This window comes from Mycobacterium shunyiense (assembly GCF_058270035.1).
On the sequence record NZ_JBZDPT010000031.1, the window covers coordinates 217,269 to 235,705 of the forward strand.

At 63.8% G+C, this 18,437-nt stretch carries 18 protein-coding genes; 5 read left to right on the forward strand and 13 right to left on the reverse strand.

Features of this window, described 5'->3' with window-relative positions; genetic code table 11:
* Position 1 precedes the first annotated feature (1 nt).
* From AC4ELS_RS18235 to AC4ELS_RS18290, 12 genes are all read right to left on the reverse strand, one after another.
* Entirely contained in the window at positions 2 to 1,138 is a 1,137-nt protein-coding gene (locus AC4ELS_RS18235; protein ID WP_448448079.1) for an MCE family protein, read from the reverse strand.
* Complete coding sequence (locus AC4ELS_RS18240; RefSeq protein ID WP_448401344.1) at positions 1,135 to 2,439, reverse strand: MCE family protein; 1,305 nt, start codon at positions 2,437 to 2,439, stop codon at positions 1,135 to 1,137. The genes AC4ELS_RS18235 and AC4ELS_RS18240 overlap by 4 nt, the downstream gene beginning before the upstream one ends.
* 23 nt (positions 2,440 to 2,462) lie before the next feature.
* Positions 2,463 to 3,755 carry an MCE family protein gene (locus AC4ELS_RS18245; RefSeq protein WP_499048531.1) on the reverse strand — a complete coding sequence of 431 codons (1,293 nt, stop codon included), beginning with the start codon at positions 3,753 to 3,755 and terminating at the stop codon, positions 2,463 to 2,465.
* Positions 3,752 to 4,780, reverse strand: coding sequence for an MCE family protein (locus AC4ELS_RS18250; protein ID WP_448401076.1), 1,029 nt, complete (start codon positions 4,778 to 4,780; stop codon positions 3,752 to 3,754). Before AC4ELS_RS18250 ends, AC4ELS_RS18245 begins: the two co-directional genes overlap by 4 nt.
* Positions 4,781 to 4,801: 21 nt before the next feature.
* On the reverse strand, positions 4,802 to 6,244 hold the full coding sequence (locus AC4ELS_RS18255; protein WP_448401074.1) for an MCE family protein: 1,443 nt from the start codon (positions 6,242 to 6,244) through the stop codon (positions 4,802 to 4,804).
* A 2-nt stretch (positions 6,245 to 6,246) separates the two neighbouring features.
* The gene (locus tag AC4ELS_RS18260; RefSeq protein WP_448401072.1) at positions 6,247 to 7,098 is read right to left on the reverse strand and encodes an ABC transporter permease; all 852 of its coding nucleotides are present in this window, start codon (positions 7,096 to 7,098) and stop codon (positions 6,247 to 6,249) included.
* On the reverse strand, positions 7,095 to 7,898 hold the full coding sequence (locus tag AC4ELS_RS18265) for an MlaE family ABC transporter permease (protein ID WP_065072675.1): 804 nt from the start codon (positions 7,896 to 7,898) through the stop codon (positions 7,095 to 7,097). Before AC4ELS_RS18265 ends, AC4ELS_RS18260 begins: the two co-directional genes overlap by 4 nt.
* Positions 7,899 to 8,336: 438 nt before the next feature.
* On the reverse strand, positions 8,337 to 8,699 hold the full coding sequence (locus AC4ELS_RS18270) for a DUF732 domain-containing protein (RefSeq protein WP_171512257.1): 363 nt from the start codon (positions 8,697 to 8,699) through the stop codon (positions 8,337 to 8,339).
* Between the two features lie 282 nt (positions 8,700 to 8,981).
* Positions 8,982 to 9,749 (reverse strand): glucose 1-dehydrogenase, encoded by a 768-nt coding sequence (locus tag AC4ELS_RS18275; protein ID WP_171512258.1) that lies wholly within the window; start codon positions 9,747 to 9,749, stop codon positions 8,982 to 8,984.
* Positions 9,746 to 10,960, reverse strand: a complete 1,215-nt coding sequence (locus tag AC4ELS_RS18280) for a cytochrome P450 (protein ID WP_448401071.1) — start codon at positions 10,958 to 10,960, stop codon at positions 9,746 to 9,748. The genes AC4ELS_RS18275 and AC4ELS_RS18280 overlap by 4 nt, the downstream gene beginning before the upstream one ends.
* Positions 10,957 to 11,178 carry a ferredoxin gene (locus AC4ELS_RS18285; protein ID WP_171512260.1) on the reverse strand — a complete coding sequence of 74 codons (222 nt, stop codon included), beginning with the start codon at positions 11,176 to 11,178 and terminating at the stop codon, positions 10,957 to 10,959. The genes AC4ELS_RS18280 and AC4ELS_RS18285 overlap by 4 nt, the downstream gene beginning before the upstream one ends.
* 167 nt (positions 11,179 to 11,345) lie before the next feature.
* Positions 11,346 to 12,068: a GntR family transcriptional regulator gene (locus AC4ELS_RS18290; protein ID WP_171512261.1), complete on the reverse strand. Its 723-nt coding sequence runs from the start codon at positions 12,066 to 12,068 to the stop codon at positions 11,346 to 11,348.
* A 188-nt stretch (positions 12,069 to 12,256) separates the two neighbouring features.
* Between AC4ELS_RS18290 and AC4ELS_RS18295 the strand changes: the two genes are divergently transcribed.
* Genes AC4ELS_RS18295 through AC4ELS_RS18315 form a run of 5 tightly spaced genes read left to right on the forward strand, consistent with a single transcriptional unit; the run spans position 12,257 to position 17,615 of the window.
* Positions 12,257 to 13,243, forward strand: coding sequence for a cyclase family protein (locus AC4ELS_RS18295; protein WP_448401069.1), 987 nt, complete (start codon positions 12,257 to 12,259; stop codon positions 13,241 to 13,243).
* A gap of 46 nt (positions 13,244 to 13,289) precedes the next feature.
* The gene (locus AC4ELS_RS18300; RefSeq protein WP_448401067.1) at positions 13,290 to 15,113 is read left to right on the forward strand and encodes a flavin-containing monooxygenase; all 1,824 of its coding nucleotides are present in this window, start codon (positions 13,290 to 13,292) and stop codon (positions 15,111 to 15,113) included.
* A 27-nt stretch (positions 15,114 to 15,140) separates the two neighbouring features.
* Positions 15,141 to 16,343 carry a thiolase C-terminal domain-containing protein gene (locus AC4ELS_RS18305; protein WP_448401065.1) on the forward strand — a complete coding sequence of 401 codons (1,203 nt, stop codon included), beginning with the start codon at positions 15,141 to 15,143 and terminating at the stop codon, positions 16,341 to 16,343.
* Complete coding sequence (locus AC4ELS_RS18310; RefSeq protein ID WP_171512264.1) at positions 16,343 to 16,810, forward strand: OB-fold domain-containing protein; 468 nt, start codon at positions 16,343 to 16,345, stop codon at positions 16,808 to 16,810. Before AC4ELS_RS18305 ends, AC4ELS_RS18310 begins: the two co-directional genes overlap by 1 nt.
* The gene (locus tag AC4ELS_RS18315; RefSeq protein WP_171512265.1) at positions 16,797 to 17,615 is read left to right on the forward strand and encodes a mycofactocin-coupled SDR family oxidoreductase; all 819 of its coding nucleotides are present in this window, start codon (positions 16,797 to 16,799) and stop codon (positions 17,613 to 17,615) included. The genes AC4ELS_RS18310 and AC4ELS_RS18315 overlap by 14 nt, the downstream gene beginning before the upstream one ends.
* Positions 17,616 to 17,641: 26 nt before the next feature.
* Here the strand turns inward: AC4ELS_RS18315 and AC4ELS_RS18320 are convergent, their stop codons facing one another.
* Positions 17,642 to 18,388 carry a GntR family transcriptional regulator gene (locus tag AC4ELS_RS18320; RefSeq protein ID WP_418009094.1) on the reverse strand — a complete coding sequence of 249 codons (747 nt, stop codon included), beginning with the start codon at positions 18,386 to 18,388 and terminating at the stop codon, positions 17,642 to 17,644.
* Positions 18,389 to 18,437: the final 49 nt, after the last annotated feature.

An 18,437-nucleotide genomic window follows, 5' to 3' on the forward strand; every position in this document is an offset into this window, starting at 1 on the left:
ACTAACGCCCTTGATTGAAATTGTAGGGAGCGACCAACGGATTTCCCGCGGTGTACGGACTGGGCATCTGACCGATGGTGCGGCCCCACTGCATCTCCAGTTCGGTGAGATCGCCTTCCCATCGGGTGCCGGTGAACAGCGCGGCGTCAATCCGGCTCAATGTGAGGTCGACTACCGCGGTGAGGTTGGCATAGTCACCCCGGATCCACTTGTCCAGGGTGGGCTTCGGGAAGGGCAGCGTGGAGAGCAGGTCCATCGAACGGGTCAATGCCGGCCCGGCGTCCGCCAGGGACTTCAGCACCGGACCGAGATCGGCCAACTCCTTGACCAGGTTTTCCTTGGTCTGATTGACCGTATCGGTCAACAGTGCGCTGAGCTTGCCGCCCTGATCGGCCGCCTCGGTGATGGTGTCCCGCTCATCGCGCAGTACCGCGAGCGCGTCCGGCACGGTTTCCAAAGCCCGGTCGATGACGGGTTTCTGATCGGCGAACTGGCCGACCAGTCTGTCGAGACTGTCAGTGGCGGCGATGATGTCGTCTTTTTGGTCGTTGAGATAGCCCACAAAGGTGTTGGACTGCTCGAGCAGGCTTCTCAGTTCTTCCTCTCGACCGTCGAGCGCCGTGCTCATGGCCCAGACGACGTCTTGAATCTGACCCACTCCACCGCCGTTGAGCACCATGGCGAGCGCGGCCAGGGTTTGTTCCGTCGACGGGTTTGCCCGGACCGATTCCAGCGGTATCAGCGAGCCGTCCTTCAATTTGCCTTCCGCCGGAACCTCTTTCGGTGGCGCCAGCTCGATGTGTACCGAACCGAGGAGGCTGGTCTGGCCGAGCGTGGCGGTGGCGTTGGCGGGCAGGTCGACGTTGCCGTCGAGCGTCATGGTGACCAACGCGTGCCAGCCCTGCACCTCGATATTCGACACATTGCCGATCGTCACGTCGTTGACCCGGACCCGGGAGTTCCGTTCCAGGTTCTGCACATCGGGCAGTTGCGCCTGGATGGTGTACGAGCCGGGGCCACCACCTTTGGTGCCGGGCAGCGTCACGGAGTTCAGGCCCTGGAAGTCGCTACAGGCCGGCAACCCGGCGACGGCCACGACCGCCAGCAGTTTCAGGCCGATAGGGCGCCACTCTGTCATTGCCCCGCCCCCGAAGGAATCATCAATCCCAACAGACCTTCTGCGGGGTCCGTCTCCGCCGGTGCCGGGTGGAGCGGCGGAGCACCTGCCTCGGCCGCCAGCGGCGCGGCCTCGATGGGAGCCGGAGTGGGCGGCGGCGCCACCGGTGGGATGTAATCCGGACGCAACCAGTCCTCGCTGTAGGTGAGCTCGTTGGGGCGTGCCGTGGCCCCCACGAACGGGTTCAGGCCGAGCGGAGGGAAGTTGTACTGACGGTTTTTCACAATCGGCGCCAGGTACTGCGCGCACAGCTTCGAGGCTTCCTCGGCGCCTCGTCTCGATGCCGCCTGAATCGCGCCGCACAAGAACTGGATCGGGTTGGCGAAGTTGTTGGCCGCCAGGATGCCGCTCAACGTGCCTTGTGCGGGTTGGTAGATGTTGACGAAGTTCTGCGCGGTGGTCGGAAAGACGTGCAGTGCCTGCTTGACGTTGTCCAGATTCTTCACGATCGCGGTGGAAATCGACGCCAGCTTGTCCGAGGTGATGCCCAACGCTTCCCGGTTGTCGGCCACAAAACTCGTGACATCACCGGCGACGTCGCTGAGATCCCTTACCGCATCCCCAATCTCGTTTGGGTTGTTAGCGACCAGATTTGTCACCGAAGCCAGGTTCTGGTTCAGCGTCGTCAGCAGGTCACCGCTGCTCTCCAAGGCGGACACCAGGATCGACAGGTTCTTGATCGTCGAGAACAGGTCCTCGCGGTGATCGCCGAGGGTGGAGACCGCCCGCGACAACTTCGTCAGGCTGTCGCGGATGTCCTGGCCTTGGCCGCGCAGGTTGTCGGCCGCGGTGTTGACGAAGCCGCCCAACGTACTGACCCCGCCGGGTTTCGTCGGTTGCAGGGTTTTGGCCAACTTCTCCAGGTTGACTCGCAGGTCGTCCCACTCCACCGGGACAGCGGTGCGCTCCTGGGGAATTACCGCGTGGTCCTGCATCGCCGGGCCGGTGGTGTAGGCGGGGGTGAGCTGGATGGCCCGTGCGGTGATCAGGGTCGGTGACAAGATCACCGCCTTGGCGTCCGCCGGCACCGCGTGCTTGCTGTCGTACCAGAACGAGACCTTCACGCGATCGGGCTCCGGCTCGATCTTGTCGATCTCCCCCACCGGCACACCGCGGATCACCACGTGATCGCCGACGTAGATACCGTTGGTGTTGTCGAAGTAACCGACGACATGGGTCCGGCCAGCACCGCCGGCAGCCCGCACGGCAACGGTGATCCCGCCGGCCAGCGCCACGGCCAGGACAACGGCCGCTCCGATCATCGCGTATCGGGATTTGAGGAATTTCACTGCTCACCTCCTGGCGCTGGTTGCGGACGATCACCGGACCCGGCCTGGCCGTCGGCGGCCTGCGGTGCGCTGTTGGCGGGTAGCGCAGGCGGTCCCGGCGGGGGTCCGCCGGGCGGCGGCGCGGGCAGGGGCTCGCGGTACGGATAGCGCGGATCGCCCGGCTTGCCGGTGATCGCATCGGGAAGGTTCAGATGCGGCTCGCCACCTTGTCCGGTTCGTGGGTACGGAACCGGAAGGGGCGGTGTCGCCGGTTGGCCGGTCTGCGGATCGGCGCGCTCCGTGGGCGCCAGTACATTCGGGTCCAGCCCGAGGTCGGAAAATGCCGCGTCGACGAAGGGCTGCACGAACTGCCCGGGTAGCAGGTTGACCACATAGGCCTTGAAGAACGGGCCCGAGGCCACCGCTTCGCCCAGCCCGAGTGCGTAGGAGTTGAGTTTCTTCAGCGCCACCAGCACATCGTCCTTGCGATTGTCGACGATGGTCAGCACGCCGTTGAGCTTGTCCAACATCGGCTTTAGCGATTGATTGTTTTCGGCGACAACGCCTTTCAACTCGCGAGCCAGCGCCGACAGGTTGGTCGATATGTGGTCCAGCGCGCTGCTCTGGGATTGCAGTTCGGCCAGCAACGCATTGGTGTCGCGTACCAGCGAGACCACTTTGTCGCTGCGGTCGGCCAGCACCGTCGTTGCCTTGTTGGCGTTCTTCAGCAGGTTCCGCAGCTGATCATCGCGCTTCTCCAGTGTTTCGGACACCCGGGCCACGCCGTTGACAGCTTCCTTCAAGGCCGGCGCGGTATCGGAGAATGTTTCCGACAGGACGGCAAGCGAATCCGACAATTGATCGGTGTCCAAGCCACTGATGGTTTTGGTGAGATCGCCCAGCGCCTCGGGCAGCTCGTATGGCGGTGTGGTCCGGTCCAGCGGGATCGGCTGGTCCAGTTCGCCATCCCCGTATGAGGTGAGCTCGAGGTGTCTGGTGCCCAGCAAGCCCTCCAGCCGGATCGACGCCTCGGTCCGCTCCCCCAGGTGCACGCCGGTGACCCGGAATTTCACCAGTACGCCCGGTCCGTCGAGTTCGACGCTGGACACCTTCCCGACGTCATAACCGGAGACCGCGACGGTGCTGCCGGACGTCAGCCCGCCCGCCTCGGTGAAGTAGGCCGCATAGTCCCGCCCGTCGTTGACGAACGGCAGCTTCTCGTAATTCAGCGCGACCAGCACCGCGGCCAGGGTGATGCTGACGCCGATGGCGCAGACCTTGTAGGGGTTGCGTTCGGTGAAATTCTTCATTTCGGAGTGCACCTCCCGGAATCCTGGCCCGCCACCTTGACGTAGGTCGGTTGGCCGCCCTTGCCGTTGAGCTTCAGCACCACGTCGCACATGTAGAAGCTGAAAAAGTCGCCGTAAAGCGCCAGTCGGTCGAGTTTTTGGTAAGCGTCCGGCAGGGTCCTGAGCAGCTCGTCGACATACTCGTGATCCACCAGCACCGTCCCCGCGGTCCGATCCGCCTCCTGCACCACCGTCTTGATCGGCGCGCGGGCCTGGCTCAGCAGATCGGCGATCGACGCGGCCGCGGCATTCGCGTAGGCGATCCCGTTGCTGATGTCCTGCTTGCGGGCTGCCAAACCGGCGGCCAGTTCAGACACCGAATCCACCGCCTTGGCGAACTGCCCGGTCTGGTCACCGAGTGAAGCCAGCACCGTATTTAAGCTCGTGATGACCTGGCCGATCAGATGGTCGCGATCGGCCAGCGTGTTGGTCAGTGCTGCGGTCTGGGTGAGGATGGAGCTCACGGTCACGCCCTGGCCCTGGAAGGCGGCAATCAGTTGCTCGGTCAAGGCATTCACCTGCTCGGGTTCGAGCGCACGGAATAGCGGACGGAAGCCACCCACCAGGGCCTCGAGATCCAGGGCCGGCTCGGTACGGCTCAACGGGATGGTGGTCCCGCGATCGAGTTTCTTGCCTCCGCTCGCACCCTGTTCGAGCGCCAGGAATCTGCCGCCGATCAGGTCGCTGAATCGCACCGCGGCCCGGCTGCCATCGGTCAGGGTGATCGAATCCTTCGCCCCGAACTCGACGAGAACCGTCGAGTCCCGCTGGACCGTGATTCGCTCGACCTTGCCGACCTCGACGCCGGCCACCCGAACGAAGTTGCCGGGCCGCAGTCCCGACACGTTGGCGAAAACGGCCGAATAGCTGGACTGCGGCTGAAATCGCAATTGAGCCAGCACCGCAATGAGCGCAAACGTCAACGCCGTACAGACCGTCGCGTAGACGGAAAGCCGCACAATCTTTGAAAGCAGACCTTTTTGCATATTCGTGTGCCTGTTCCGTTGTCAGGGGACCGGTGCCGGGATCGGCGGCAAGGGCGTCGGTTGTGCTCCTGGATGGGCCGGCTGGAACGGCTCCGCTCCCTGCGGCGGCGGACCTGGATCGCGGGGGCGGCCGGGTTCGGGCGCAGGTGGTAGGCCCGGGTACAGCGGTGTGCCATCGGGTCCGTACAGCGCCGCACCGTACGGTGGCGCGCCGGGGTATGGAATCGGGCCTGGTGCCGGGCCACCCGGACTGCGGATGCTGGGCGGCTCCGGGACCGCGCGGGTCACCGGGAAGTAGTTGGCCCATCCCGGGAAACCGATACCAGGGTTTGGCCGGACGTCCAGTCCGGTGCCCCAACCGGTGTCGGTGACCAGGTACCGCTGCGGCCAGTTCTTCGAAACATCGGGCAGTGAACCACAACTGGGCTCACCGCCGGGACCGCCCTTGGCACCGTTGATCGGAAGATTGTCGGGGTACCGGTAGGCGTCGTCGCCGGGTAGCAGGGCGACATCCAGGATGATCGACTTCCCGTTGTGGCCGCCGGCCACCTCGCCCCAGCCCATGTCCATGGCCTTCTTGGCGCCGACCAGGGTGCAGGTGAGTTCGGGATCGTACTTCCTCAACAGCCGCACGGTCGGCTCCAAGGTGTTGACGCCGTTCACCAAGTCGTCCTTGCTGCGGCCGATCACGTCGATACCAGTGCGGGAGAGCCCGATCAGATTGAGCAGCAATGTGTCCAGCGCTTCAGCGGAGTTGGTGATGGTGGCACTTGTGGTGGTCACCGCATCCACGGTCGTCAGAATGTCGGGCGCGGCGGTCCCGTAGGTATCGGCAACAGCTTTCAGCGAGCGATAGTTTTCCCGCATGGTCTCGCTGCGCGGATTGATGGTTGTCAGCACCTCATTGAGGTCGGTGATCATGCCTCCGAGCCCCTCACCCTTGCCCTGGAATCCCTCGGCCAGGGCCGACAACACCGCGTTGAGTTTCGCTGTGTCCACCTGGTTGAGCACGTCGACCAGGTTCTGGAAGACCGTGTTCACTTCGATGCTGACGTTCCGCGACTGCACCACGGCTCCAGCGGCAAGCCGCTTCGGACTGGGATCCTGCGGCGGCAGCAACTCGACGAACTTGGCGCCGAACGCGGTCGGTGCCGCGATCTGAGCATCGACGTTGGCCGGAATGTACTTCAGCTGTTCGGGATAGAGCTCGAGCTCGAGCCGCACCGGGTTGTCCAACTGGATCGACGACACCCGACCGATCTGAACCCCGCGCATCTTCACCTTGGCGTCGGTCTCCATCACCAGGCCCGCGCGGTCGGTCGTCAACGTCACCTTGGCGTAGGGCCGGAAATCTCGGTTGAACATGCCGACCGTGATCACCACCAGCCCGATGATCACTGCCACTTCGATGGCCATCCAGATCGCCGGATGCAGACCGGCCACTCGCCACTTCGATTTCGTCATCGCTATCCCGATAGGTTGAAGTCGCCGGTATTTCCGTACACGGCCATGCCGATCATCAAGGTGGTGGCCACCGAAACGATCAGCGACGCCCGCACCGCGCGACCGACCGCTTCACCGACACCGGCCGGTCCGCCCTTGGCGGTAAATCCGTAATAGGTGTGCAACAACATCACCACGACCGCGGTCCCGACGGCCTGGACCAGGGCCCAAATCAAGTCGAGGGGTTTGAGGTAGGTGTTGAAGTAGTGGTCGTAGATGCCGGCCGACTGCCCGAAGACGAAGGTGTACACGAAGCGAGTGGTGAGGTATGCCGCCTCGGCGGACAGACAGAACAGCGGGATGGTGACGAGCACACCGGAGACCACCCGGGTGGACACCAGATACGACATCGCGTTGATGCTCATCACTTCGAGCGCATCGATCTCTTCGTTGATCCGCATCGCCCCGAGTTGGGCGGTGGCCCCGGCTCCGATGGTCGCGGCCAACGCGATGTTGACGATCAACGGCGCGGACACCCGGGTGGTGACGTATGCCGAAAAGAAGCCGCCCACGGCGTCCGCCCCGACATGGCTCAACGACCGGTGCGCCTCCAGCCCGTTGAGGGCGCCCAGGGATATCAGCAAGAACGTGACGACGACGACGGTTCCGCCGATTGCCGCCAAGGCGCCGACACCCAGGCTGGTCTGGGCCATCACCCGCAGGGTCTCGACCTTGTAGCGGACCAGCGCATTCGGGATCAGCCCGATCGACTTCGCATAGAACGCCGCTTGGGTGCCGGCGTGGTTCCATTTGTCGCCGAAATCCTTGGCAACATGGGTGATTCGCGAGAATGGATCGTGAGTGGGGGCGCTCATGATGCCATCTGCGCATTCATCGCCGTCAACACGATATTGATGGCGAACAGCGTCATGAACGAGAAGACCACCGTTTCATTGACGGCGTTTCCGACGCCCTGGGGTCCGCCACCCACCGTGATGCCCTTGTAGCAGGCAATCAGTCCCGCGGCGATGCCGAAGAGGACGGCCTTGATGATCGCGATCACCGATTCGCGAAGTCCGACCAGCAGGGTCAGGCTGGAGGCGAAGGCACCGGGGGTGACGTTCTGCAGGTAGACGGTGAAGGCGTAATCGGCGGCCAGGCCGGTGGCCGTCGTGATGGAATTGAGCAGTAACGCATTGACGGTCAGTGCGGCCACCCGCGGAACCAGCAGGCTGCGGACCGGATCCATGCCCATGACCCGCAGGGCGTCGATCTCTTCGCGAATCGTTCGGGCACCCAGGTCCGCGCACATGGCAGTGCCTCCGGCGCCCGCCACCACCAACACCGTCACCATCGGCGCGATCTGGGTTACGCAGGCGACGCCGGCCGTCGCACCGCCGAGGTCCGCCGCGCCCAGCTCGACGAGTAGCGCGTTCAGTTGGAAAACCGCGAATGCGTTGAACGGAATCGACAACAGGATGGCCGGGAGAATCGCGACCCGGGCCACAAAGAGAGTCTGGTCGACGAACTCGCGCCAGGCGAACGGCTGTCGGAACATCTGCACCAAGATGTCTAGCGAAACGGCGAAGAAGTTGCCGACCTCGCGTACCGGCTTGGCCGCCACCCCGATTGCCGCCGTTGAGCGGCTTTTTGGGACCTCTATCAGTGCTGCCATGCCAGCAAGGCCTCTCCTTCGCAGCGAACAATGTTCGGGATTTCGAATCCTGGATACAGCAGTTGGCTCAACCTACAACGCGGCGATGGTGCCGTCAATCCCCGCATTCTGGCCAAGAACTCCCGGCGAGCGGCAGCCCGTGAGGATTGCGCCGTCACAGAACCCGTTGCGGCACTTACTCAAAGACTTCCACGCGTTCTTCACCTCGCCGGCGTGGGGCGGCCCCGACAACCGCGAGCGCCCGGGGCGCCGAGCTCAAGTTGCCTGGACTTCAAGGGGTTCCACATTTACGTGATGGCCATTGACTGCCCGCGGCGACGGGCACGCGAATTCGCTCCACCCAGCGAGAGCCCGCTTGGCGGAACTCGGGTTCGGCAATAAGGGCGAATACCGTTGGCGACGAAGCGGAAACGGCCGCAGAAGCACGGCCGTTTGGCTTTACCCCGCCGGGGGCTGGTACTGGGCAGCAGAGTTACGCAGCTGCCAGATCTGGGCCGGGCAGAGAATGCCGACCGCGTACGAGACCAGGTAATTGGCCGACGCCTCGTCGTTCGGCGCGACCTCTTTCTTCACCTCACCCATGACCTGCGGATAACTGGTCCCAGTGCTCACCTTGTGGCAGATCTGGTGACCATAGCCGATCGCATCATTGTTCGGGAAGGCGTAGTGCCGACGCACCATGACGTTGTATGTGTACTCCACCTCGGGTGCCGGCACAGCGTGCGCCAAGGGCGCCGGCGCAACAGCACCGAGTGCGGTAGACCCAATCATCAAGGCGAGTAGCGTCTTTGCCCGCTGCATGCAGGTGATCTTAGGCGACAAGTCGGGCTAATTCTAGATTATGGCTAAAATGTCGACTGCACCGAACGCCCGGCAGAAAGACGCTAATAGTAAGCGGCACTTCATATTCCGATTCTAGCTCGGTTTGCCGCGACGCAAACGAGCAACCAAACGCGGACACCAAGCGGTTAATTATCCACCCCGACAATAGGTTTGGCCGACGCGCCGGCGAACCTGTGGGGCGGCCGTGCGAGATCCCGATTGTTCATCGGGATGGGGATCGCTCGACACGGCCGCCGCCGGTCAGGAGAACGACAAGCCCGAGGTCCAGGCGCCGTCAGCGACAAATTCCGCTCCACTGCAGTACGAAGACGCGTCGGACGCGAGGAAGCCCACCACTTCGGCGACCTCGGCCGCCGAGGCCACTCGCTTGAACGGAACCAGCGGTGCCAACGCCTCTGCGGTGCTCTTGCCGTCGCCCGCACCGAGATCGACTTCTTCGAGCATCGGCGTGTCCATGGCACCTGGGCAGACCGCGTTGACCCGGATTCCCAGCTCGGCCACTTCCAGGGCGACCGAGCGAGTCATACCGATGACAGCGTGTTTGGTGGCACTGTAGATCGACTCCCCGGGCATCCCCCGGATGCCGTTCATCGACGAAACATTCACGATGGAACCGCGTCCGGCCTTCGTCATCACCGGCAGTACGGCACGCATACCGAGATACGGACCGGTCTGATTCACTGCGACGAGCCGGTGGTAGTCCGCCAATGAGGTATCTACCAATGGTGCGATCCAGACCAGCCCGGCATTGTTCACCAGCACGTCGATTCGCCCGAACTTTTCCATGATCGCCGAAACCGCGCTGTCCCAGGATTGCTCGCTGGTCACGTCGAGTTCGATGAAGGACGTCCGCTCGCCGAGGTCGTCGGCACATCGTTGACCATGGACCGAATCGATGTCAGCCGCGACGACGGTTGCGCCCTCCTTGGCCATCCATTGACAGACGGCGGCGCCCAGCCCTCGGCCGGCGCCCGTCACCACGGCGACCTTGGACTCGAGTCTGGTCACTGCGCTGATCCGGCCTTGAACGTGATCGGGACCGAGCTGTAGCCCTGCACCTGACCGGGGTTCCACCGCACTTTCGAATCGTCCTCGATTTCGAAGTCGGGGATGCGGCGCAGGAATTCCTCAAGCAGGATGCGCATCTCGAGTCTGGCGATATGCGCGCCGATGCACTTGTGGATATGTCCGCCGAAGGTGAGATGACGGTTGGGGCTGCGATCAGGCACGAAGGTCTCCGCATCCGGGAACTCACGCTCGTCGCGATCAGCCGCGCCGATCATCATCAACACGATGTCGCCGGCCTTCAACTGGTGTCCGCCCAGCTCGGTGTCGCGGACCACCACCCGGCTCGGTTGCGATGGGGACCAGAACCGCAACATCTCGTCGACCGCGGTGGGGATCTTCGACGGGTCGGCGGCCAGTTGATGGCGCAGGTCTGCATGCTTGGCCAGGTGCCACATCATCGAGCCGATGGCCTTCTGCGTGGTGTCGATACTCGCCAACAGCAGGAGCAGGCAGAATCCCAGCAACTCCTCCTGGGTCAGGCGCTTACCGTCGACCTCCGCGCGGATCAGTCTGGAGAGAACGTCATCGCCGGACGGGTCTGCGCGACGCTCGTCGAGCTTGGCCGAGAAGTACTCGTACTGGCTCTCCATCGCGCGTCTGGGTGCTTCGGGATCCGACGGCGAGTTATCGACTATTGCCGACACCCATTCCAACAGGCGGGGCGCATCTTTGTCCGGGAGACCGAGCAATGTCGTGCCCATGTAGCACGGGACCGGCTCGGCCAGCGTCTTGTACGCGTCACACCGGCCGCTGTCGATGAACCCGTCGATGAGTTCATTGACCACCTCGCGGATAGGGTCCTCCCACATCTCGCGGGTTCGGCGCGGGGAGAACGCCGGGGCTAGCAGCGACCGGTACAGCGCGTGGTCTGGTGGATCCAGCTCGATCGGGATCATCGGCGCATCCTGTGGGAACGCCGGAAACGTGATGCTCCGAGAGGAGTAAATCTCCGGGTTGTGGAGTACCTCGTAACACTCCGGGTAACCGGTGACAACCCAGAACCCGCCGTACTCCTCACTGCGTCCTACCGGGCAACCGGATCGAAGCTGACGGTAGACCGGGTATGGGTTCTCCCCGTTGGGATCCGCCGTCATGTGGTCGAAATCTGAGTAGCCCATAGGGCATACAGCCGCTTCGGTCAGCTCGGTCATCTCTGCGCACTCCCACTCTCGTCGATCGTGATTGCATGTTCCGGGCAGTTGGCACTGGCCTCAATCACCTTGGCCAGCAGATCCGCGTCATCCGCGAGCTGCTCGTGGAGGAGAAAGGCCGCATGGCCGTCATCGTCCATGGGCTCGAATATTTCGGGCTCGATGGAATAGCAGCGCCCATGTCCCTGACAGCGGTTCTCATCGATTCGAACCTTCATCAGTTGATGTCCTTTGTTTTCCGGCTCTTTGGTGCTCCGGTTCGTCTCGGCCGATGGTGGTGGCCGGTCGCCGATACCGAACCGTTGCAGAATCCTGGATACAGGAAATGCCGAGGCTACCGGACCCGATGAACCGCCGTCAACGATTCCGGCGCGAAACGAGCCGGTCAGCCGAAATAGCGGGTGAAGCGCAGCGTGCGCTGAATGTGCCGGCGGGCTTCCTCTTCGGCGACAGCAGGCTTGCGCTCCACCACGGCCTCGAAGATGTCGCGATGCTGCGCCTGCGCATCGTCGAGGAACTTCTTGTACGTCTTGTCCGGATTCGCGGCCGCCAGGTTCTTGGCGGCGACATCCCGCACCAGCGGCAGGTACAGCATGGCCGAACTCGTCCGGATCAGTGACGCGAAGGACTGCACCTTGGCGTTACCCGACGCCAAGGCGAACAACTCGTGGAACTCGGCGTGCGCACGGTTGCGACGCACCGGGTCGTAAGGATCGGATGAGCCGGCCATTTCGTCGAGCAGGTGCCGGGCCCGCTGTTCATCCTGCGCCGTCAAACCCTTGCGGGCGGCCAATCTGGCCGCAAGACCATCGATGACCTCGCGCAACTCATACATCTCGCGCAGGTCGTCCGGACCGATCTCGACCACCTCTACCGTGCGGTTGCCATCCGAACTGTGGACCAGGCCTTCGCTGTCCAGCACCCGCAACGCCTCGCGCAGCGGTGTGCGGCTCACGCCCAGCTGCGCCGCCAGGGCGACCTGGGGAAGTGGCGTGCCGGCCGGCAACGTGCCGTCGACGATGCTCTCCCGGAGACGATTGACCACTTCGTCGACCAGCCGTGGCGTCCTTCTGAGCAATTCCATGCGAGTTGATGGATCGGCGGTCATCATTCCTCCTGACGGGCGCCGGTCCCGCGGTCGGCGAGAGCGTTGGCGCTGGTGACACCAGTGTAAAACAGCGAATCAGCACATAGCCTTGTTGTTTGGGATCCTGGATGCAATACTGCCGTAAGCCACCGGCACGGATCGCCATCGAGCGATCGCCGTCCCTTCACGATCGAGAAGATTGAGTCACAGTGGACAGTTTGAGCGAGTTTCATCGAGTCGCCGCCGAGGTACGGAACTGGGGTCGCTGGGGTAACGCCGACGAGCTCGGCACCCTCAACTTCATCGACGATGACAAGGTGCAGCAGGCTGCGACGCTGGTGAAGAAGGGCAAGGTCTTTCCGCTCGGTATCGAGTTCGGTACCTCGAGTCCGCAGGGCAGCCTGGATTTCCGCAGCAAGCCGATGCATCTGATGACCGTTGACGGCGGCGACGAGACCGAGTGGGCCAAATACGGCAGCCGGTGGCCCGCCAACGGGACAGCGCAACAGATCAGCGGGTTTTTCGAAGCCAGCCCGTTCCGGTTCAACGACGACATGATCATCATGCCGCTGCAGGCCTCGACGCAGTGGGATGCGTTGTCGCACGTGTATTACGACGGCCGGCTCTACAACGGCTTCCCGGCCTCCTCGGTCACCAGCGCCGGTGCCTTCCACTGCTCGATCGACAAGGTCGACGTGAAGGGGATAACGACGCGCGGTGTGTTGATCGACATGGTCAAGCACCGCGGGGTCGACTTTCTCGAACCCGGAAACGACATCACCCCCGAAGAACTCGACGCCGCCGCCGCCGCACAGGGCATGACCGTGCAGCGCGGGGACGTCGTCGCGGTCCGCACCGGCTGGATCGCCAAGTTTCGACAGACCGGTAACCCGTTGGAGCCGTCCTCCGGGCTCTCCTGGACGGTCGCGTCCTGGCTGCACGATCACGACATCGCCGCCGTGGCCGCCGACAACGTCCAGGTCGAAAGCTTGGAGTCCGGCGTGGAGGGCATGTTCAACCCGCTGCACCTGCTGACGCTGCGGGATATGGGCATGATGCTCGGCGAGTTCTGGTTCCTCGACGATCTGGCGGCCGACTGCGCCGCCGACGGCGTTTACGAGTTCCAATTGGTCGCGCCGCCACTACGAGTGACCGGCGCAGTCGGCTCACCCGTCAATCCCATCGCCCTCAAGTAGCGGCGATTCTGACCCCCGTAACGAATTCGCAGGAGGCAATCCCGTAATGGCTGATGCCGAGCAGTTGGCACGAAAGTACGCCGAGGAACGCAACAAACGGATCCGGGCCCGCGGCTCGCGGCAGTACGTCCCCATCGATATCGGCTCCGACATCGAGGCAGACCCCTTCGCGAAAACCCTGCCGAGAGAGCCGATCAAGAAGGAAACCGAGGTTGCGATCATCGGCGGCGGCTTCGCCGGCCTGCTGACGGCAGTTCACCTGATGAAAGCCGGTGTCGAGGACGTCACGGTCATCGACAAGGCGGCAGACTACGGCGGCACCTGGTATTGGAACCGGTATCCGGGCATCGCCTGCGACACCGACTCGTACCTCTACCTGCCGCTGCTCGAAGAAACCGGCTATGTGCCGACCATGCGGTACTCCCCCGGCGACGAGATCTTCGACTACGCCAAGGCAATCGCCAAGCAGTACGACCTCTACCAGAGTGCGGTATTCCAGGCCCGCGTCACCGGCGCAGCCTGGGACGACACCGCGTTGCGCTGGACGGTGACCACCGACCGTGGCGACGAGATCCGCTCTCGCTATGTCGTTCTGGCGACCGGCGGCATCCTGCACCGGCCGAAACTTCCGGGCATTCCAGGACTCGAAACATTCCGGGGTGACTGGTTCCACTCGAGTCGATGGGATTTCGATGTCACCGGCGGTGACTCACGTGGCAACCTGGACAAGCTCAAGGACAAGCGGGTTGCGATCATCGGCACCGGACCGACCGCACTGCAAGCCTTTCCGCACGTGGCCAGGAGCGCCAAAGAAACCTACATGGTGCAGCGCACGCCGACGATCGTGTTGCCGCGCAACAACGCCCCCACCGACGAGGAGTGGTTGACCAGCCAGGAACCGGGTTGGCAGGAGAAGCGTTGGGCCAATTTCGAAGCCCAGATGCTGGGCGTACCGGTTGAAGAGAAGATCGTCGACGACGAATGGACCAAAGTCTGGGGTATACCGGCGCTGCAGCTCCCAGAGGACGGCTCCGAACCCGACATGGACGCCTATCTGCGCACGGTCGAGGAGTATGACATCGAGCAGATGGAGCGGGCCCGGGCCCGGGTCGACGAGGTGGTGCAGGACCGTGCCCTGGCCGAAGCGTTGAAGCCTTGGTACGCAACGCATTGCAAGCGACCGGGTTTCAATGACGAGTACCTGCAGTCTTTCAACCGACCGAACGTCCATCTCCTGGACACCGATGGCAGAGGACCCGACGCGATCACCGAGAAGGGGATCGTCATCGACGGCATCGAGCACGAAGTCGACGTGATCATCTATGCCACTGGTTTCGAAGCCGCGGTGACGCCGGACCGATCGGGCGGCTTCGATGTGGTTGGGTGCAGCGGTCGGACCTTGGCCGAAGCCTGGCAGGACCGGGTCCGGACGGTACACGGCATCCAAACCCACGGATTCCCGAACATGTTCGTGGTCGGCGGACTCCGTCAGACCGCGGTCACGGTGAACAACACCTATGCGTTTACCTATCAGGCCCGACACATCGCCGACAGCATCGCGCAGCTGCGCTCCGACGGTGTGGTGAAATTCGACATCTCTGAGGCCGCGGTCCAGCAATGGTGCGACGCCATGGACGAGAAGGTGGGTCTGGTTTTCAACGCGGAGGCGGTCCAGGCTTGTACGCCCGGCTACTTCAACAATGAGGGCGACTTCGATGCCACCACCAATAATTTCGTGAACGGCCGGCCGATCTGGGTGGATGCCTATGGCGGCGGCACCTTCGAGTACCAGCAGCTTCTCACCAGGTGGCGGGAATCCAAGGAGTACGAGGGCAATGCCACCATCGTGCGTGCCGATGAATTGGACTGAAGCCAGGCAGGTTCGAGCGAGCCCTTGGTGAACAACATCGACTACAGCCACCGGGACCGGTGCGCGATCACCGGCATCGGCGCCACCGAGTTCTCGGCGCGGTCGGGCCGCAGCGTGGCCGCGCTGGCCGCCGAAGCCAGTCTTGCCGCGATAGCTGACGCCGGCCTGACTCCGGCAGATATCGATGGCGTCGTCCGTTCGGACTACGACACGGTGCACCACAGCGATATCGGCCACTGGCTGGGGTTGAGCCGGCTGACGTTCTGGGGTGTGACCGGTACCGGTGGCGCGTCCCCGTGCGGCATGGTGGGGCAGGCGGTGGCCGCGATCATGTCTGGTCAGGCGCACAATGTGCTGGTCTACCGCGCACTGAATGGCCGTTCCGGCCTACGTTTCGGCAAGGGCACTGCGATGCAACAGGCCGAGGGTGCCCGTCGGGTCGGTGGCGGTGGCACGCTCGATGAGTTCTTCCTGCCGTATGGCCTGATGGCACCGGGGCAGCTCTATGCCCTATATGCGCGTCGTCACATGCTCGAATACGGATCGACCACCGACGACCTCGCCGATATCGCAATGACGGTGCGGCGCCGCGCGAACGCGAACCCACGCGCGATGATGGCCGGCCGCACCATGTCTGTTGCCGACTACTACCAGTCGCGGATGATCGCCGACCCGCTCCGGTTGTTCGACTTCTGTCTGGAATCCGACGGCGCATGCGCGGTGGTGCTCACCGCGGCCGAGCGGGCCGCCGATTCGCCCCAACCCACAGTACTGGTGCGTGCGGTATCCCAGGGAACGGTGCCGGACATGCAGGGCGGCAAGGTGTTTCCCGCACTGATGCGCCCCGACCTGCTGACCAACCCGTCGCGGTCGGTGGGCCAGGAGCTCTACCGGCGCGCCGGGCTAGGCCCGGCCGATATCGATGTCGCCCAACTCTACGACTGCTTCACCATCACGGTGCTGCTACAGCTCGAGGACTACGGCTTCTGCGCGACGGGCGAAGGCGGTGCGTTTGCGTCCAGCGGTGCCATCGATCTGGCCGGCAGCCTTCCGATCAACACCGCGGGTGGGAATCTGTCGGAGGCCTACATCCACGGCATGAACCACATCCTGGAAGGAGTGCGGCAGATGCGCGGTCAGTCGACATCGCAGGTGCCAGATGCGCAGACCTGTCTGGTCAGCTCGGGGGCACCGACGATGACCAGCGCGATGATCCTGAGGGCCGGTTGATGTCCACCTCTGCCTCGCGTCCGCTTCCCGTCGTCGACGACGAGGAGACCGCGGGATTCTGGCAGGCGGCCACCGAACATCGGCTTGTGGTCCGCACCTGCAACACCTGCGGCGTCAAGATTCACCTGCCGAAGTCCTACTGCCATGAGTGCGGGTCCTGGGATGTCGGCTGGCGCGAGGTGCGGCCGACAGGATCGGTCTATTCCTGGACCGTCCTTCAGCACACGATCCATGAGGCATTCCCCGCACCGAGCACGATCGTGCTGGTCGCCCTGGACGAGGATCCTTCGGTCCGATTCATCGGCCAGATACCCGGTGCCGCAGAGCTATCCGAAGGCATGCCGATGCGCGTGCGGTTCGAGGACATCGAACCGGGCGTGACTCTCCCCCAGTGGGAGCCTGATCCGGATCTGACGCGAACATCGCCATCACCACACGAAAGCGAGGAAGTTGATGGGCAAGCTTGAGGGCAAGGTCGCCCTGATCACCGGGGCCGCGCGCGGACAGGGTCGCGCACACGCAGTTCGGCTGGCCGAGGAGGGCGCCGACATCATCGGTGTCGACGTCTGCGGGCAGATTCCTACCGTGACCTACCCGATGGCCACGGCTGCAGATCTCGCCGAGACGGTCGACCTGGTGAAGCAGCTCGGGCGAAGGATGGAGTCGTTCGTGGTCGATGTCCGCGATGCAGCCGCGCTGAAGTCCGCAGTGGCCGAAGGGGTTAGCATGCTCGGTCGGCTGGACATCGTGCTGGCCAATGCGGGCATCATGTTCCAGGGGCTGGGCGAGGGCCGCGACGACGAGGCGTTCCGCGATGCCATCGACGTCATGCTGGTCGGCGTGTGGAACACGATCCAGGCCGCATTGCCGACTCTTCAGCGCCAAGGCGACGGCGGGTCGATCGTCATCACCAGTTCGGTGAACGGGCTCAAAGGTATGGTCGCGGGAACCAATGGCGGCAACTTCGGGTACGCGGCCGCCAAGCACGGCGTCGTCGGGCTGATGCGGATGTACGCCAACTACCTCGCACCGCAACGCATCCGGGTCAACACCGTGCACCCCACGGGGGTCGACACCCCGATGCTGGCCGGTTTCCACGAGTCCGCCGCGGCGGCCGACCCCGCGCTTTCGGCCGGTCTGGGCAATCCGATGCCGGTCCCATTGATCGAAGCGCGCGACGTCAGCAACGCGATTGCCTGGCTGGTCTCCGATGACGCCCGCTACGTCACCGGCATCACCCTGCCGGTGGACGCGGGGATGGTCAACAAGTAATCCAAACCCTTGCTGTGCAAGGTTTTTCACGCACCGCCACGACCGGCCGCCGCCTCGATCAGGTCGGAGTGCAGTACGGTGCGGATGTGCTGGCAGGCCGCCATCTCGGCGAGGTCGCCGTTGCCGCTGCGTACCGCGTCGAGGATCGCCCGGTGCTGCTTGCCCGCCGTGGTCAGGGCGTCGACCAGCCGGGCGTCCGTTGGCGACAGCTCGCCGAGGTAGGCGTGCAATGAGACGCTGGTCATCTTGATGACGTCCAACTGCTGACGGAGCCGGCTGTTGCCGCATGATTCGGCGATGCGGACGTGGAAGGCCATATGAGCCGAGAACCACCGCCCCGAGTCGAATGGCTGCATGGCCGCGTCCATTTCGTCCAAGAGGGCTTCAAGCTCCCCGGCGGTTTCGTCGGCCAGACCGTGGGTGGCCAGCAATCGGGCGGCCAGGCCGTCGAGAACCTCGCGGACCTCGTAGAGCCCGCGTAGCTCGTCGGCCCGGCTGGTGAATTGGGCGACTTCGATGGTGCGGTTGCCATTCGAAACCCGGACCAGCCCCTCCTGCTCGAGAATCCGAAAGGCCTCGCGAAGGGGAGTGCGACTGACCTGAAGCCGCTCCGACCACTCGGTCTGCAGCAAGACCGTCCCCGGCGCGATCGAGTGGTCGAGGATCATCTCGCGCAGCGTTGCGGTGATTCCGTCCACCAGTCGGCCGCCGGTGGCGCGGGATTTCGGCATCGGTTTGCTACTGCGAGCTTTGGGGCGCACGTCGGACGGCACGTATCCAGGATACGTGCCGTCCCGAAATACCGTCAACCTGGAGTCGACG

What these genes read in the sequence shown, in the direction of transcription:
- AC4ELS_RS18250 (WP_448401076.1), bottom strand. Translation starts at nt 4,780, where the DNA reads ATGCAAAAAGGTCTGCTTTCAAAGATTGTGCGGCTTTCCGTCTACGCG.
- AC4ELS_RS18270 (WP_171512257.1), bottom strand. Translation starts at nt 8,699, where the DNA reads ATGCAGCGGGCAAAGACGCTACTCGCCTTGATGATTGGGTCTACCGCA.
- AC4ELS_RS18235 (WP_448448079.1), bottom strand. Translation starts at nt 1,138, where the DNA reads ATGACAGAGTGGCGCCCTATCGGCCTGAAACTGCTGGCGGTCGTGGCC.
- AC4ELS_RS18255 (WP_448401074.1), bottom strand. Translation starts at nt 6,244, where the DNA reads ATGACGAAATCGAAGTGGCGAGTGGCCGGTCTGCATCCGGCGATCTGG.
- AC4ELS_RS18240 (WP_448401344.1), bottom strand. Translation starts at nt 2,439, where the DNA reads ATGATCGGAGCGGCCGTTGTCCTGGCCGTGGCGCTGGCCGGCGGGATC.
- AC4ELS_RS18260 (WP_448401072.1), bottom strand. Translation starts at nt 7,098, where the DNA reads ATGAGCGCCCCCACTCACGATCCATTCTCGCGAATCACCCATGTTGCC.
- AC4ELS_RS18265 (WP_065072675.1), bottom strand. Translation starts at nt 7,898, where the DNA reads ATGGCAGCACTGATAGAGGTCCCAAAAAGCCGCTCAACGGCGGCAATC.
- AC4ELS_RS18280 (WP_448401071.1), bottom strand. Translation starts at nt 10,960, where the DNA reads ATGACCGAGCTGACCGAAGCGGCTGTATGCCCTATGGGCTACTCAGAT.
- AC4ELS_RS18300 (WP_448401067.1), top strand. Translation starts at nt 13,290, where the DNA reads ATGGCTGATGCCGAGCAGTTGGCACGAAAGTACGCCGAGGAACGCAAC.
- AC4ELS_RS18290 (WP_171512261.1), bottom strand. Translation starts at nt 12,068, where the DNA reads ATGACCGCCGATCCATCAACTCGCATGGAATTGCTCAGAAGGACGCCA.
- AC4ELS_RS18285 (WP_171512260.1), bottom strand. Translation starts at nt 11,178, where the DNA reads ATGAAGGTTCGAATCGATGAGAACCGCTGTCAGGGACATGGGCGCTGC.
- AC4ELS_RS18315 (WP_171512265.1), top strand. Translation starts at nt 16,797, where the DNA reads ATGGGCAAGCTTGAGGGCAAGGTCGCCCTGATCACCGGGGCCGCGCGC.
- AC4ELS_RS18245 (WP_499048531.1), bottom strand. Translation starts at nt 3,755, where the DNA reads ATGAAGAATTTCACCGAACGCAACCCCTACAAGGTCTGCGCCATCGGC.
- AC4ELS_RS18310 (WP_171512264.1), top strand. Translation starts at nt 16,343, where the DNA reads ATGTCCACCTCTGCCTCGCGTCCGCTTCCCGTCGTCGACGACGAGGAG.